This window comes from Pseudomonas sp. PSPC2-3, from assembly GCF_049898265.1.
GTDB classification, from domain to species: Bacteria; Pseudomonadota; Gammaproteobacteria; order Pseudomonadales; family Pseudomonadaceae; genus Aquipseudomonas; species Aquipseudomonas veronii.
In genome coordinates this window covers 429,373-444,744 of record NZ_JAFCXJ010000002.1, presented here as the reverse complement: position 1 = coordinate 444,744, position 15,372 = coordinate 429,373, and the positions used below count along the sequence as shown (strand labels likewise).

Below are 15,372 nucleotides of genomic sequence, written 5' to 3'. Positions count from 1 at the left end.
TCCTCACTGAACCGCGCCCGCGGGCGTGTTCAACAACACAACGGCAGCCGTCACCAGCAAATTGATCAGGGTCAGCGGCAGGCAGAAGCGCCAGCTGAAATCCATCACCTGGTCATACCGTGGACGCGGAATGGAAGCGCGCAGCAGGATAAACAGCATGATGAAGAACGCGGTCTTCAGTAAGAACCAGAAGATCGCCAGCTGCGGCAGGATGCCGAACGGACCGTGCCAGCCGCCGAAGAACAGCGTGACCAGCAGGGCCGAGATCAAGATGATGCCGATGTACTCACCGACGAAGAACATGCCCCATTTCATGCCGGCATATTCAATGTGGTAACCGTCGGCCAGTTCCTGTTCCGCTTCCGGTTGGTCGAACGGGTGACGGTGAGTCACGGCGACGCCAGCGATGAAGAACGTACAGAAGCCAAAGAACTGCGGAATGATGAACCACAGGTTCTGCGCCTGGTACTCGACGATGTCGCGCATGTTGAACGAGCCGACCTGCACCACGATGCCCATCAGCGCGAGGCCCATGAACACTTCGTAGGACACGGTCTGGGCCGAGGCCCGCAAGCTGCCCAGCAGGGCGAACTTGTTGTTACTGGCCCAGCCGGCGAACAGCACCGCGTAGACCGACAAACCGGCCATGGCGAAGAAGAACAGCAAGCCGATGTTCAGGTCCGCCACGCCCCAGGTCGGGGTGATCGGGATGATCGAGAAGGCGATCAGCAAGGCGCTCATGGCCACGACCGGTGCCAGGGTGAAGATCACCTTGTCGGCAAACGGCGGGGTCCAGTCTTCCTTGAAGAACATTTTCAGCATGTCGGCAGCGATCTGGAACATGCCGAACGGGCCAACGCGGTTCGGACCGTAACGGTCCTGCCACCAGCCCAGCAGGCGACGTTCGACGAAGCTGAGCAGGGCGCCCGCCACGACCACGGCCAACAGGATCACGATGGCCTTGACGACCGCAATGATCACATCGATGACTTCAGGGGTGAACCAGGTCATTGCGCTGCCTCCTGCAGACCGTCAACGGTTTGGCCAAAGATCGACGGTGGAATACCGGCGATGCCTTTTGGCAGTGCAACCAGGCCGGCACCCAACTCGTCGTTGATGCGCAGCGGCAGACGCAGGGTCTTGCCAGCGACGTTCAGACTGAGCAGGGCACCATCGTTGACGCCGAGACGGTCGGCTTCGGACTTGGCCAGGGACACGTAGGCAGCCGGGATGCGTTCTTGAACCGGTGCGGCTTTGGACGAGGTCTCGTCGCTGCCGAACAGGTGGAAGAACGGCACAACCTGCCAGGTGCCCTGGGCCGGGTTGAACGGACGCGGTACGGCGGCGAACCAGTTCAACGCATCGCCCTGGGGTTCGATCAGGCGGGTGCCCGGGTCGCCAGCGCGGATGTGACCACCGACTTCGTCCTGGAACTTGTTCCAGGCCTGCGGCGAGTTCCAGCCCGGCGACCAGGCAAATGGCACTTGCTGACGCGGCTCGACCGAACCCGAGTAACCTTCCATGGAGAAGGCGAACGCGGTGTCGTTGTCTTGCGGAGTACGCGGTTCATGCACGCTGATGTCGGCCCGCATGGCGGTACGACCGGAGTAGCGCAGCGGCTCACGGGCGAGTTTCATGCCCTTGATGCGGAACGCGGCGGACGGTGCAGCGTCGACGATACGCGCCAGTTGCGGGGCGCTCGCCGCGACGGCTGCGGTGACGTGGTCGAGTTGGGTCCAGTCGATCGGCTGATTGAGCAGAGTCGAGCGCAGGGCATGCAGCCAGCGCCAGCCTTCGTGAACCAGGATGCTGGCGTCCATGTACTTCGGATCGAACACCTGGAAGAAGCGCTGGGCGCGGCCTTCCTGGCTGACCAGGGTGCCATCGCCTTCGGCGAAGGTCGCGGCCGGCAATACCAGGTCGGCACGCTCGCTGGTAGCGGTCTTCTGGTGGTCGGCGACGATCAGCACTTTGGCAGCGTTCAGCGCGGCGTCGACCTTGGCCGAATCCGTGCGGGTGTACAGGTCGTTTTCCAGCACTACCAGGGCGTCGGCTTTGCCGTCGATCACGGCTTGCAGGGCGCTGTCGACGGACTCGCCACCGAGCATGGCCAGGCCGAGGCTGTTGGCTTCCGGCACGATCAGGCTGATGGAACCGTTCTTCTCGCGCAGCTTCAAGGCCTTGGCGATGTTGGCCGCCGCTTCGATCAGCGCCTTGGAACCCAGCGAGGTGCCGGCGATGATCAGTGGGCGCTTGGCCGCCAGCAGGGCGTCGGCGATGCGTTGGGCAAGTGCCACGGCTTCAGCGTCCAGACCTTCGACGGCCGGCGCGCTGGCGTCAAGGGCGTGGGCCACGGCGAAACCGAGGCGGGCCAGGTCATCTGGCGCTGCGTGTACGCATTCTTCGGCGATGTCGTCGAGCTTGGTTTCGGCCAGGCTGGCGATAAACAGCGGGTTCAGCGCGTGCTGGCCGATGTTTTTCACCGCGGCGTCGAGCCAAGGCTGTACGCGCATGGCGTCGGCCATGGCTTCGGCCTTGCCTTTGACCGACTGGCGCAGCGACAGGGCCATACGTGCGGCGGTCTGGGTGAGGTCTTCACCGAGCACGAAGATCGCATCGTGGTCTTCGATGTCGCGCATGTTCGGCACTGGCAGCGGGCTGTCGTTCAGCACTTGCAGGACCAGGCGGATGCGCTCCAGTTCAGCGGCTTCGATACCGCAGTAGAAGTGCTCGGCGCCGACCAGTTCGCGCAACGCATAGTTGCTTTCGAGGCTGGCACGCGGCGAACCGATGCCGACGATGTTGCGACCGCGCAGCAGGTCGGCGGCTTTATCCAGGGCTTCGTCGGTGTTCAGCTTCGCGCCGCCGGCCAGCAGTGGCTGGCGTGGGCGGTCTTCGCGGTTGACGTAGCCATAGCCGAAACGGCCACGGTCGCACAGGAAGTACTGGTTGACCGAACCGTTGAAGCGGTTTTCGATGCGACGCAGTTCGCCGTAGCGCTCGCCCGGGGAGATGTTGCAACCGCTGGAGCAGCCATGGCAGATGCTCGGGGCGAACTGCATGTCCCACTTGCGGTTGTAGCGCTCGGAGTGCGTCTTGTCGGTGAACACACCGGTCGGGCAGACTTCGGTGAGGTTGCCGGAGAATTCGCTTTCCAGTACGCCGTCTTCAACGCGACCGAAGTACACGTTGTCGTGGGCGCCGAAGACGCCGAGGTCGGTGCCGCCCGCGTAGTCTTTATAAAAGCGCACGCAGCGGTAGCAGGCGATGCAGCGGTTCATTTCGTGGGAAATGAACGGGCCCAGTTCCTGGTTCTGGTGGGTGCGCTTGGTGAAGCGATAGCGGCGCTCGTTGTGGCCGGTCATCACCGTCATGTCTTGCAGGTGGCAGTGGCCGCCTTCCTCACAGACCGGGCAGTCGTGAGGGTGGTTGGTCATCAGCCATTCGACGACACTGGCGCGGAACGCCTTGGATTCTTCATCGTCGATGGAGATCCAGGTGTTGTCGGTGGCTGGGGTCATGCAGGACATGACGATGCGACCACGGGTGTCGTTCTCGTCGGTGTACTGCTTGACCGCACACTGGCGACAGGCACCGACGCTACCAAGAGCGGGGTGCCAGCAGAAATAAGGGATGTCGAGGCCTAGTGACAGACACGCCTGTAACAGGTTGTCTGCCCCATCGACTTCGAGCGCTTTGCCGTCTACGTGGATAGTGGCCATGGTTCAAAGATCTTCGTTGGCCCGTTGTCAGCGGGCGTGGCTAATGGAATCTTGTTATTCATGTGCATCAACACAGCCTTGACGGCGTCAGCACATGACGAGGCGAAGGGCACGGACCCTTCGCCTGTTTAAGCGTTACGCGCCGACTACGATCGGCCTCGCCAGAGGCGGGACGGCGGCGCTGGTAGGCGCGATGCCGGCTTCGAACTCCGAGCGGAAATATTTGATTGCGCTGCCCAATGGCTCCACGGCGCCCGGTGCGTGAGCACAGAAGGTCTTGCCTGGGCCGAGGAAACCGACCAGCCCCAGCAGGGTATCGATGTCACCCTCGCGGCCTTCGCCTTTTTCCAGCGCCATCAGCAGCTTGACGCTCCACGGCAGACCGTCGCGGCACGGGGTGCAGAAACCGCAGGATTCGCGGGCGAAGAACTGCTCCATGTTGCGCAGCAGCGAGACCATGTTCACGGTGTTGTCCACCGCCATCGCCAGGCCGGTACCCATCCGGGTGCCCACCTTGCCGATGCCGCCGGCATACATCTGCGCGTCGAGGTGCTCGGGGAGCAGGAAGCCGGTGCCGGCGCCGCCTGGCTGCCAGGCCTTGAGGGTGTAGCCGTCGCGCATGCCGCCGGCGTAGTCCTCGAACAGCTCGCGCGCGGTCACGCCGAATGGCAGTTCCCACAGGCCAGGGTTCTTGACCTTGCCGGAGAAGCCCATGAGCTTGGTGCCCATGTCTTCACTGCCTTCGCGGGCCAACGATTTGTACCAGTCCACGCCGTCGGCAATGATCGCCGGCACGTTGCACAGGGTTTCGACGTTGTTCACGCAGGTCGGCTTGCCCCACACGCCGACGGCGGCAGGGAAGGGCGGCTTGGAGCGCGGGTTGGCGCGGCGGCCTTCGAGGGAGTTGATCAGTGCGGTTTCTTCACCGCAGATATAACGTCCGGCGCCGGTGTGTACGAACAGTTCGAAGTCGAAACCCGAACCGAGGATGTTCTTGCCCAGCAGGCCCGCAGCCTTGGCTTCTTGCACGGCACGGTTGAGGTGCTTGGCGGCGGTGGTGTATTCGCCACGCAGGAAGATGTAGCCGCGGTAGGTTTTCAGCGCGCGGGCGCTGATCAGCATGCCTTCGATCAGCAGATGGGGCAGTTGCTCCATCAGCATGCGGTCTTTCCAGGTGTTTGGCTCCATTTCATCCGCGTTGCACAGCAGGTAGCGGATGTTGATGGATTCGTCTTTGGGCATCAGGCCCCACTTCACGCCAGTGGGGAAGCCTGCGCCGCCGCGGCCCTTGAGGCCGGCGTCCTTCACGGTCTGGACGATATCGTCCTGGGCCATGTCGGCGAAGGCTTTGCGCGCAGCGGCGTAACCGTTCTTGGCCTGGTACTCCTCGAGCCATACCGGCTCGGCATCGTCACGCAGGCGCCAGGTCAGCGGGTGAGTCTCGGGCGACCGCTTGATGCGGTTGGCCGGGCCGAAGGAAGTCAGGGTCATGGGTAGCCCTCGAGCAATTGGGTCACGCCAGCAGGCTGCACGTCACCGAATGTGTCGTCGTCGATCATCAACGCCGGCGCCTTGTCGCAGTTGCCCAGGCAGCACACCGGCAGCAGCGTGAAGCGGCCGTCCGGGGTGGTCTGGCCGAGGCCGATGCCAAGCTTGTTCTGGATCTCGCTGACCACCGACTCGTGACCACCGATGTAGCAGACCATGCTGTCGCATACGCGAATGATGTGGCGGCCCACGGGCTGGCGGAAGATCTGGCTGTAGAACGTGGCCACGCCTTCAACGTCGCTGGCGGGGATGCCGAGGATCTCGCCGATGGCGTAGAGGGCGCCGTCCGGCACCCAGCCACGTTCCTTCTGGACGATCTTCAAGGCTTCGATCGACGCCGCGCGCGGGTCTTCGTAGTGATGCAGCTCGTGCTCGATGGCCGAGCGCTCGGTTTCACTCAAGGTGAAACGGTCTGTCTGGATAAGCGTGTTATTCATGCTTAGCGGTCCACGTCGGCCATAACGAAATCGATACTACCCAGGTACGCAATCAAGTCCGCGACCATCTCGCCTTTGATCACCGAAGGGATCTGCTGCAAGTGCGGGAAGCTTGGAGTACGAATCCGGGTGCGGTAGCTCATGGTGCCGCCATCGCTCGTCAGGTAATAACTGTTGATACCCTTGGTCGCTTCGATCATCTGGAAGGATTCGTTGGCCGGCATCACCGGGCCCCACGAAACTTGCAGGAAGTGCGTGATCAGGGTTTCGATGTGCTGCAGCGTGCGCTCTTTCGGCGGCGGCGTGGTCAGCGGGTGATCCGCCTTGTACGGGCCGGCCGGCATGTTGCGCAGGCACTGGTCGATGATCTTGATGCTCTGGCGCATCTCTTCGACGCGGACCATGCAGCGGTCATAGGCATCGCCGTTCGCGGCCAGCGGTACTTCGAATTCGAAGTTCTCGTAGCCGGAGTACGGACGGGCCTTGCGCAGGTCGAAATCGCAACCGGTGGAACGCAGGCCGGCACCGGTGACGCCCCATTCCAGGGCCTCTTTGGTGTTGTAGGCTGCGACGCCAATGGTCCGACCCTTGAGGATGCTGTTGTCCAGGGCGGCCTTGGTGTATTCGTCGAGACGCTTGGGCAGCCAGTCGACGAATTCCTTGACCAGTTTTTCCCAGCCGCGCGGCAGGTCGTGGGCCACACCGCCGATGCGGTACCAGGCCGGGTGCAGGCGGAAACCGGTGATGGCTTCGATGACTTTGTAGGCGCGCTGACGGTCGGTGAAGGTGAAGAACACCGGAGTCATGGCGCCGACGTCCTGGATGTAGGTCCCCAGGAACAGCAGATGGCTGGTGATCCGGAAGAACTCGGCCATCATGACGCGAATGGTGTCGACGCGGTCGGGCACCTTGATGCCGGCCAGCTTCTCGACCGAGAGCACGTAAGGCAGGTTGTTCATCACGCCGCCGAGGTAGTCGATACGGTCGGTGTACGGGATGAAGCTGTGCCAGGACTGGCGTTCGGCCATCTTCTCGGCACCACGGTGGTGGTAGCCGATGTCCGGCACGCAGTCGACGATTTCTTCGCCGTCCAACTGCAGGATGATACGGAAGGCACCGTGCGCCGAAGGGTGGTTCGGGCCCAGGTTGAGGAACATATAGTCCTCGTTGGTGCCGGAACGCTTCATGCCCCAGTCTTCCGGACGGAAGCGTGCGGCTTCTTCTTCCAGTTGCTGTTTGGCCAGGGTCAGGCTGAACGGGTCGAATTCGGTGGCGCGGGCAGGGTAGTCCTTGCGCAGCGGGTGACCTTCCCAGGTCGGCGGCATCATGATGCGCGACAGGTGCGGGTGGCCCGGGAAGTCGATACCGAACATGTCCCAGACTTCACGCTCGTACCAGCTGGCGTTGGGCCAGATGCCGGTGACGGTCGGCACGCTCAAGTCGCTTTCGGAGAGGGCGACCTTGATCATCACGTCGCTGTTACGTTCGATCGACAGCAGGTGATAGAACACGGTGAAGTCGACGCCGCTCGGCAGCCCCTGGCGCTTGGTGCGCAGACGCTCGTCCACGCCATGCAGGTCATAGAGCATGACGTACGGCTTGGGCAGGTTGCGCAGGAAGGTCAGGACTTCGACGAGCTTGGCGCGCGCCACCCACAGCACCGGCATGCCGGTACGTGTGGCCTGGGCGGTGAAGGCGTCAGGGCCAAAACGGTTATTGAGTTCGACGACCACATCCTGGTCGTCTGCCTTATAAGGCGGGATGTACAGAGCACTGCCTGTAGTCATGGTTTTTTATCGCTTTCGGTCAACGTAAAGAATGAAGCCAGGTTTTCGTTCTATAAAAGAAGCGGCTCTGGATCAGACTTCGTCGGGGCTGCGCAGGTTGGTGACCTGAATACGCTGTTCGCGGCGCTGTTCCTTTTGTGACGGCATCTCGGCGCGGTAAACGCCTTGATCTCCGACAACCCAGGAAAGTGGGCGACGCTCCTTGCCAATCGATTCCTGCAACAGCATCAAGCCTTGCAGAAATGCTTCGGGGCGGGGCGGGCAGCCAGGCACGTAGACGTCCACGGGCAGGAACTTGTCCACCCCCTGAACAACGGAGTAGATGTCGTACATGCCACCGGAGTTGGCGCACGAACCCATGGAGATAACCCACTTCGGCTCGAGCATTTGCTCGTAGAGACGCTGAATGATCGGCGCCATCTTGATAAAGCAGGTACCGGCGATAACCATGAAATCCGCCTGACGCGGCGAGGCCCGGATCACTTCGGCGCCGAAGCGCGCGATGTCGTGGGGCGCCGTGAAGGCGGTGGTCATTTCCACGTAGCAGCAGGACAGACCGAAGTTGTACGGCCACAGGGAGTTTTTACGCCCCCAGTTGACCGCGCCGCTCAGCACGTCTTCCAGCTTGCCCATGTAGATGTTTTTGTGGACTTGGTCTTCTAACGGATCGGAAACGGTTTCCCGTTCGCCGATGGGGTACTGCTCGTTAGGAGCATCCGGGTCGATCCTGGTGAGATTGTATTGCATCGCCAAAGCCTCATTGTTTCAGCTTCGCTTGCCGCTTGCGACGAGCTTCCGGAGCCCAATCAAGGGCGCCCACTCGAAATAGGTAGACAAGGCCTGCCAACAGAATTGCTATGAAAACGAGGGCTTCGACGAATCCGGTCCAGCCGCTTTCGCGGACAGACACAGACCAGGCAAAGAGAAAGAGGGCTTCGATATCGAAGATCACGAAGAGCATCGCGACCAGATAGAATTTGGCTGAGAGCCGCAAGCGGGCGCCACCTGTGGGCAGCATGCCGGACTCGAACGGTTCGTTTTTGCTGCGGCCCCAGGCTTTTGACCCGAGTAGGCTGGAGACGCCGAGCATGAAGGCACAGAGGCCGACAACACCGAGGAGGAAAATGGCAAAGCCCCAGTTGTGGGCCATGAGTCCTGTCGCTTCGGTCATGCTGGTAATCCTTAGCAGAGAGCAAAGGTCTCTGAGCTCGAAAAAGTAACAATGCAGTGACGATATGTCGCAGCGCAATCAATCGCGGTGATTTTATGGCTAAACACCGGGCAAGTAAAATTCATATAGCGAAATTATTCGGTGGAATAAGCACATAGTACGCCTCCGTAGGGCTGCAGCCCTTGAGTTACGGGCATTAGCGGGCTTTTTATCAAATATGTTTTGTTTAACCTGTAACGACGCTTTCATGGTCCAAATGATAATGAATGTTATTTGGGCGGGCGTTAAGCGGGTGGTTGCGGTGTGGTGCAGGAAGTTGTCGTTACTTGCTTGATTACCGCTAGTTGCCGGAGCGCATCTTTTAACTGATTTATCTGAACCAAATACCGCTTTGGATCAATGTTTCACACAAATTCTTCTGGTTGGCCCATTCCTCAATGTGGGAGGGGGCTTGCCCCCGATGGCGGTGGATCAGCAACAGACGTATTGACTGGCACACCGTAATCGGGGGCAAGCCCCCTCCCACATGTTTGATCTTTGTGGTGTCAGGGGGGATTTTCTTCGGGCAAAAAAACGCCCCGAACCAGTCGGGGCGTCAGGTCGTGCGGCATTGCGGTTAGCTGTTTACTGGGGGCGCAATGGCCGTTTGCTCAGTCACTCAGTGGAACTGTTCTTCTTCGGTCGAACCGGTCAGCGCGGTCACGGACGAGGTGCCGCCCTGGATCACGGTGGTCATGTCGTCGAAGTAGCCGGTGCCCACTTCCTGCTGGTGAGCCACGAAGGTGTAACCCTTGGCGGCGTCAGCGAATTCCTGCTCCTGCAGTTTCACGTAGGCGGTCATGTCGTTGCGGGCGTAGTCGTGCGCCAGGTTGAACATGCTGTGCCACATGTTGTGAATGCCGGCCAGGGTGATGAACTGGTGCTTGTAGCCCATGGCGGACAGTTCGCGCTGGAACTTGGCGATGGTCGCGTCGTCCAGGTTTTTCTTCCAGTTGAAGGAAGGCGAGCAGTTGTAGGACAGCAGTTGGTCCGGGTATTCCTTTTTGATCGCTTCGGCGAAGCGACGGGCTTCTGCCAGGTCCGGCTTGGCGGTTTCGCACCAGATCAGGTCGGCGTAAGGCGCATAGGCCAGGCCGCGAGCGATGGCCTGGTCGAGACCGGCGCGCACTTTGTAGAAGCCTTCCTGGGTACGTTCGCCAGTGACGAACGGTTGGTCATACGGGTCGCAGTCCGAAGTCAGCAAGTCGGCAGCGTTGGCGTCGGTACGGGCCAGGATGATGGTCGGTGTGCCGGCAACGTCAGCCGCCAGACGGGCAGCGGTCAGCTTCTGTACAGCTTCCTGGGTCGGTACCAGTACCTTGCCGCCCATGTGGCCGCATTTCTTCACCGAGGCCAGTTGGTCTTCGAAGTGAACGCCGGCGGCGCCTGCTTCGATCATGCTCTTCATCAGCTCGTAGGCGTTCAACACGCCGCCGAAACCGGCTTCGGCGTCAGCCACGATCGGTGCGAAGTAGTCGATGTAGCCTTCGTCGCCTGGGCCTTTACCGGCTTTCCACTGGATCTGGTCGGCGCGACGGAACGAGTTGTTGATGCGCTTGACCACGGTCGGTACGGAGTCCACCGGGTACAGCGATTGGTCGGGGTACATGGATTCAGCGGAGTTGTTGTCCGCTGCCACTTGCCAGCCGGACAGGTAGATCGCCTGGATGCCGGCTTTTACCTGTTGGACTGCCTGGCCACCGGTCAGGGCGCCCATGCAGTTGACGAAATCTTTGTCGGGACGGAAGGATGGCTTGGCGCCCTGGGTGACCAGGTTCCACAGCTTCTCGGCGCCGAGTTTTGCAAAAGTGTGCTCAGGTTGAACCGAGCCACGCAGGCGGACGACGTCAGCAGCGGAATAAGCGCGGGTCACGCCTTTCCAGCGTGGGTTTTCAGCCCAGTCTTTTTCAAGGGCTGCAATTTGCTGTTCGCGTGTCAGTGCCATGGAGATAAACCTCGTCGCATAGGTCTGGGTGGAAAATTCCGTTTGCCAGCCACGTATACAGTGCGTGGGCTTGGCTGCTCGCTGACCAGAAGCACAGGTGTTCAAGTCAAGTCTGGCGGGGAAGCGACGGGATGAACGAATGACGAGGGGGGAGTAGGGCAGGTAGGGGCGAACTGCGAACGGTCTTCGGGCGTCGTGGGCCTTGGGGCGATTCATCAGTGTGTAGCCGGGTTACCTGGTTAGCTTCCGTCCCTCGGGACAACTTCGTTCCAGTCGCAACCTCGTCAAACACACCTTGTGGGCGGTACAGACACGAATCGGCTCAGTTGGGTAGCTTAGAGCGACGATCCGAAGGCCCTTGCCAGGGCCTCTGATTAGCGGGAGCGAGGCCATCATGCCCATGCTTTTTTGGATCGTCAAATGTTTTGTAGTGCTTTTTTTCAGGCACTACATCTTTAGTCTTATACGACTCATCAGTCAGTTATCGGTGCTTCAGTTCAAGGTGTCGACTTTAACCCGTAAAGTCAGGTCGTCGCGGCCCTGGGTAGCGTAAGTGCGGGTCGTAGAGGATTTGTCGGCCTGGGTTTCGCGATTGATGCCGGCCAGCGGAATCCACTCGCCCAGGCGGCCGCTGACGGTTGTGTCGGTGCTTTGCACGTTCACTACATCAGGACGCTCCTGGCTCATGCGGTCACGGTTGGTGCTGATCGCCAGGTGTACGGTGTCGCCGGTCACGCTGGCGGTGACGTAGAACCCCTGGGTGACGTTGCGGTATTGGGTCTGGTTCTGCGGGCGGCCGTAGGCATCGGGCTGGGTGGTGGTCAGTGGCACGCTCTGGCCTACCTGGATCAGTGCGGGCACGCCTTCACTGGCCTGGATCTGCTGGATGCCGCCGTCGCGGCTGGCGGTGCCGTAGCTGATGATGCGGGTCTGGCTGTCGCCGCTGCTTTGCTGGTTGTTTTCGTTGGTGTCGACGGTGATCAGCAGGCGCTTGGCCGGTATGTCCAGTTGCGAGAGCAGGGTGCGCAGGTCCTGGATCCTGACGGGGTCGGCATTGACGATCAGTTGATTGCCGTAGGCGCTGACGGTGCCGTCCTTGCCGAGGAAGTTCTGCGCCACGGGCAGCAGGTCGGCGCTGGTGCGGTGGCTCAAATTGACGACTTCGGTGTCGGCCGCCGCTGTGAAGCTGGCGGTCAGGAGGAGGGCGGTGAGCAGGGTGCGTAGGGACATGTCCGTTATCTCTGCGAGTCATAAGGCTTGATAGTGCCAGTTTGTCGGCCTGGCGGGTCGCAAGTTGAATCGTAGACGGCAAAACACCCTGGCATCGGTGGATGGCAGGGTGTTTTGGGGTGCTGCTGGTAATGCTATCGGGGGCAAGCCCCCTCCCACACTTGACGGCATTCCAAGGGGCGCTCTCGGTCAAAATGTGGGAGGGGCAAGCCCCCTCCCACACTTGACGGCATTCCAAGGGACGCTCTCGGTCAAAATGTGGGAGGGGCAAGCCCCCTCCCACACTTGACGGCATTTCAAGGGACGCTCTCGGTCAAAATGTGGGAGGGGCAAGCCCCCTCCCACACTTGACGGCATTCCAAGGGATGCTCTCGGTCAAAATGTGGGAGGGGGCTTGCCCCCGATAGCAACGACGCGGTCCCGGATCAGCCCTCGCGCACCATATCGACGTGCGGAATCCCGACTTCAAGGAATTCCTCGCTGACGATCTTGAAGCCCAGTCGCTCATAGAACGGCGCGGCATAGACCTGCGCACTGAGGAACTGTTTATTCTGGCCGCGCTTCTCGGCTTCGCCAATCACGGCTTCCATCAGCTTGTCGCCGACTTTAAGCCCGCGCCAGTCCTTGAGGACCGACACGCGGCCGATCTCGCCGCTGGGCAGCAGGCGCGCGGTGCCAATCGGAAAGTCGCCCTCGAACGCGAGGAAATGCACGGCGTCCGCGTCGTCTGCGTCCCATTCCAGTTCGGGTGGGACCGATTGTTCGGCGATAAATACCGCTTCACGAATGCGCCGAATCTCGGCGATATCCTTATGCCAGTTCGCGACATTGACGTGAATCTTATTCATCGGCAAACCCCAGGCTTCCCTGCTTGACCAGCTCGCACAGCAGGTCGCGGGCATCGTCGTCCGCCAGCCATTCGCTCAGGTTGTCGATGTGCAGGGCGTCGGCTGCGCAGATCATTTTCAGCAGTTCGCGCAGCTTGCCCGGCAGGTAACGGCTCTGGCCGCTGGCGAACAGCAGCAGGTCGTCGTCGACTTCGGACCAGGCCATGCGCGCGCTTGGGTTGCGGATCAACACGCCGCCATCTTCCAGGCTGCCGACCACGTCTTCTTCCAGCAGCTCTTCCGGGCCGGCGACCAGTTCCGGGTAGCGCGGCTCGGTCATGAACTGGCCGAACCAGGTCAGCAGCATGCGCTCGTCGCTCATGTGCTCGGCCAGCAGGCTCTTGAGGCGGTCGAGGGCATCGCTCTGGATCTGGTGTGGATCGCTGGCCGGTTGGATGTCGGCGTCGGTGTAACGCTCTTCGTCGGTCAGGTACTGGCTGAGGAAGTCGGTGAAGTGGGTCAGCACTTCGGCGGCGCTTGGCGCGCGGAAGCCGACCGAGTAGGTCATGCAGTCATCTTCGGCAATGCCATAGTGGGCCAGGCGTGGCGGCAGGTAGAGCATGTCGCCCGGTTCCAGCACCCATTCGGCGATCTCTTCGAATTCGGCGAGGATGCGCAGGTCGGCGTGTTGCAGCATCGGGCTGTCAGAGCTGCACATCTGGCCGATCTTCCAGTTGCGCTTGCCATGGGCTTGCAGCAGGAACACGTCGTAATTATCGAAGTGCGGACCCACGCTGCCGCCGGGCGCGGCGAAGCTGATCATCACGTCGTCGATGCGCCAGCTGGGCAGGAAGCGGAACTGTTCGAGCAGTTCGGCGACTTCCGGCACGAACTGGTCGACCGCCTGCACCAGCAGGGTCCACTCGCGCTCGGGCAGGGTGCTGAAGGTGTCTTCGGCGAACGGGCCGCGGCGCAGTTCCCACGGACGCTCGCCGTGTTCGATCACCAGGCGCGACTCGACTTCTTCTTCCAGGGCCAGGCCGGCCAGTTCATCGGCGTCGATCGGGCTTTCGAAATCAGGAATGGCCTGACGGATCAGCAGCGGTTTTTTCTGCCAGTAGTCGCGCAGGAATTCCCGTGCCGTGATGCCGCCCAGAAGTTGAAGAGGGATATCAGGATTCATGTGTAACCTATTGAAAAAAAGCACTTTTCAGACTGGAATAAAAACGCCCGGCGCGGCCGGGCGTCTCAAAGGGGCTTGCGATGATCAGATGCGTTTGGCTTGGGCCACGGCGTTGCCGATGTAGTTGGCCGGGGTGAGCAGTTTCAGCTCGGCCTTGGCGGCGGCGGGCATGTCCAGGCCGTCGATGAAAGTTTGCAGTGCTTCAGGGCTGATGCCTTTGCCGCGCGTCAACTCTTTGAGCTTCTCATACGGGTTTTCGATGTTGTAGCGGCGCATCACGGTCTGGATCGGTTCGGCCAGAACTTCCCAGCATGCATCCAGGTCAGCGGCGATTTTCTGCTCGTTGAGTTCCAGCTTGCTGATGCCTTTGAGGCTGGCTTCGTAGGCGATCACGCTGTGGGCAAAGCCCACGCCGAGGTTGCGCAGTACGGTGGAGTCGGTCAGGTCGCGCTGCCAGCGGGAGATCGGCAACTTGCTGGCCAGGTGCTGGAACAGGGCGTTGGCGATGCCGAGGTTGCCTTCGGAGTTTTCGAAGTCGATCGGGTTGACCTTGTGCGGCATGGTCGACGAACCGATTTCGCCGGCAATGGTGCGCTGTTTGAAGTAGCCCAGGGAGATGTAGCCCCAGACGTCACGGTCGAAGTCGATCAGGATGGTGTTGAAGCGCGCAATCGCGTCGAACAGCTCGGCGATGTAGTCGTGCGGTTCGATCTGCGTGGTGTACGGGTTGAAGCCCAGGCCCAGTTCGTCTTCGATGAAGGCGCGGGCGTTGGCTTCCCAGTCGATCTCCGGATAGGCCGACAGGTGGGCGTTGTAGTTGCCCACGGCGCCGTTGATCTTGCCCAGCAGCGGGACGGCCGCCACTTGAGCGATCTGGCGCTCCAGGCGATACACCACGTTGGCCAGTTCTTTGCCCAGGGTGGTCGGCGAGGCCGGTTGACCGTGGGTGCGCGACAGCATCGGCACAGCGGCGAAGCGGATCGCCAGTTCGCGGATGGCTTCGGCGGTCTGGCGCATCAGCGGCAGCATCACCTCATCACGGCCTTCGCGCAGCATCAGGGCGTGGGACAGGTTGTTGATGTCCTCGCTGGTGCAGGCGAAGTGGATGAATTCGCTGACGTTGGCCAGTTCCGGCAGCTTGGCCGCTTGCTCTTTGAGCAGGTATTCGATGGCTTTGACGTCGTGGTTGGTGGTGCGCTCGATCTCTTTGACACGCTCGGCGTGCTCCAGAGAGAAGTTTTCCGCCAGGGTGTTCAATACCGCGTTGGCTTCGGCGGAGAACGCCGGCACTTCACTGATGGCAGGGTGAGCGGCCAGGCGCTGGAGCCAGCGCACTTCAACCAGTACGCGGGCACGGATCAGGCCGTATTCACTGAAAATCGGGCGCAGGGCCTGGGTCTTGCCGGCGTAGCGGCCGTCAACAGGGGAAACCGCAGTGAGCGAAGAGAGCTGCATGGGGTGTTCTCGGACAGTCGGGCAACGA

General features: G+C 61.2%; 12 protein-coding genes. All 12 read right to left on the bottom strand.

Annotated features, from left to right (window positions below):
- Positions 1 to 3 precede the first annotated feature (3 nt).
- The 12 genes from nuoH to purB all read right to left on the bottom strand — a co-directional run bounded on the left by nuoH (position 4) and on the right by purB (position 15,344).
- Positions 4 to 1,011 (bottom strand): NADH-quinone oxidoreductase subunit NuoH, encoded by a 1,008-nt coding sequence (gene nuoH / locus ACP7E3_RS05945; RefSeq protein ID WP_017848062.1) that lies wholly within the window; start codon positions 1,009 to 1,011, stop codon positions 4 to 6.
- The gene (gene nuoG / locus ACP7E3_RS05940) at positions 1,008 to 3,722 is read right to left on the bottom strand and encodes an NADH-quinone oxidoreductase subunit NuoG (RefSeq protein WP_017848061.1); all 2,715 of its coding nucleotides are present in this window, start codon (positions 3,720 to 3,722) and stop codon (positions 1,008 to 1,010) included. Before nuoG ends, nuoH begins: the two co-directional genes overlap by 4 nt.
- A gap of 135 nt (positions 3,723 to 3,857) precedes the next feature.
- Positions 3,858 to 5,213, bottom strand: coding sequence for an NADH-quinone oxidoreductase subunit NuoF (gene nuoF, locus ACP7E3_RS05935; RefSeq protein WP_108525107.1), 1,356 nt, complete (start codon positions 5,211 to 5,213; stop codon positions 3,858 to 3,860).
- Entirely contained in the window at positions 5,210 to 5,707 is a 498-nt protein-coding gene (gene nuoE, locus ACP7E3_RS05930) for an NADH-quinone oxidoreductase subunit NuoE (RefSeq protein ID WP_017848059.1), read from the bottom strand. The genes nuoF and nuoE overlap by 4 nt, the downstream gene beginning before the upstream one ends.
- A 2-nt stretch (positions 5,708 to 5,709) precedes the next feature.
- Positions 5,710 to 7,494, bottom strand: coding sequence for an NADH-quinone oxidoreductase subunit C/D (gene nuoC / locus ACP7E3_RS05925; protein ID WP_017848058.1), 1,785 nt, complete (start codon positions 7,492 to 7,494; stop codon positions 5,710 to 5,712).
- 72 nt (positions 7,495 to 7,566) lie between these two features.
- Complete coding sequence (locus ACP7E3_RS05920; RefSeq protein ID WP_003219572.1) at positions 7,567 to 8,241, bottom strand: NuoB/complex I 20 kDa subunit family protein; 675 nt, start codon at positions 8,239 to 8,241, stop codon at positions 7,567 to 7,569.
- Between the two features lie 10 nt (positions 8,242 to 8,251).
- Positions 8,252 to 8,665, bottom strand: coding sequence for an NADH-quinone oxidoreductase subunit A (locus tag ACP7E3_RS05915; protein WP_003219575.1), 414 nt, complete (start codon positions 8,663 to 8,665; stop codon positions 8,252 to 8,254).
- A gap of 658 nt (positions 8,666 to 9,323) precedes the next feature.
- On the bottom strand, positions 9,324 to 10,649 hold the full coding sequence (gene aceA, locus ACP7E3_RS05910; protein WP_024076175.1) for an isocitrate lyase: 1,326 nt from the start codon (positions 10,647 to 10,649) through the stop codon (positions 9,324 to 9,326).
- A gap of 492 nt (positions 10,650 to 11,141) precedes the next feature.
- Positions 11,142 to 11,879 (bottom strand): secretin N-terminal domain-containing protein, encoded by a 738-nt coding sequence (locus ACP7E3_RS05905; RefSeq protein WP_017848056.1) that lies wholly within the window; start codon positions 11,877 to 11,879, stop codon positions 11,142 to 11,144.
- 425 nt (positions 11,880 to 12,304) lie between these two features.
- Positions 12,305 to 12,727 (bottom strand): GNAT family N-acetyltransferase, encoded by a 423-nt coding sequence (locus ACP7E3_RS05900; RefSeq protein WP_017848055.1) that lies wholly within the window; start codon positions 12,725 to 12,727, stop codon positions 12,305 to 12,307.
- Complete coding sequence (locus ACP7E3_RS05895) at positions 12,720 to 13,889, bottom strand: cupin domain-containing protein (RefSeq protein WP_017848054.1); 1,170 nt, start codon at positions 13,887 to 13,889, stop codon at positions 12,720 to 12,722. Before ACP7E3_RS05895 ends, ACP7E3_RS05900 begins: the two co-directional genes overlap by 8 nt.
- An 84-nt stretch (positions 13,890 to 13,973) precedes the next feature.
- Positions 13,974 to 15,344, bottom strand: coding sequence for an adenylosuccinate lyase (gene purB / locus ACP7E3_RS05890; RefSeq protein WP_046382910.1), 1,371 nt, complete (start codon positions 15,342 to 15,344; stop codon positions 13,974 to 13,976).
- Positions 15,345 to 15,372 lie beyond the last annotated feature (28 nt).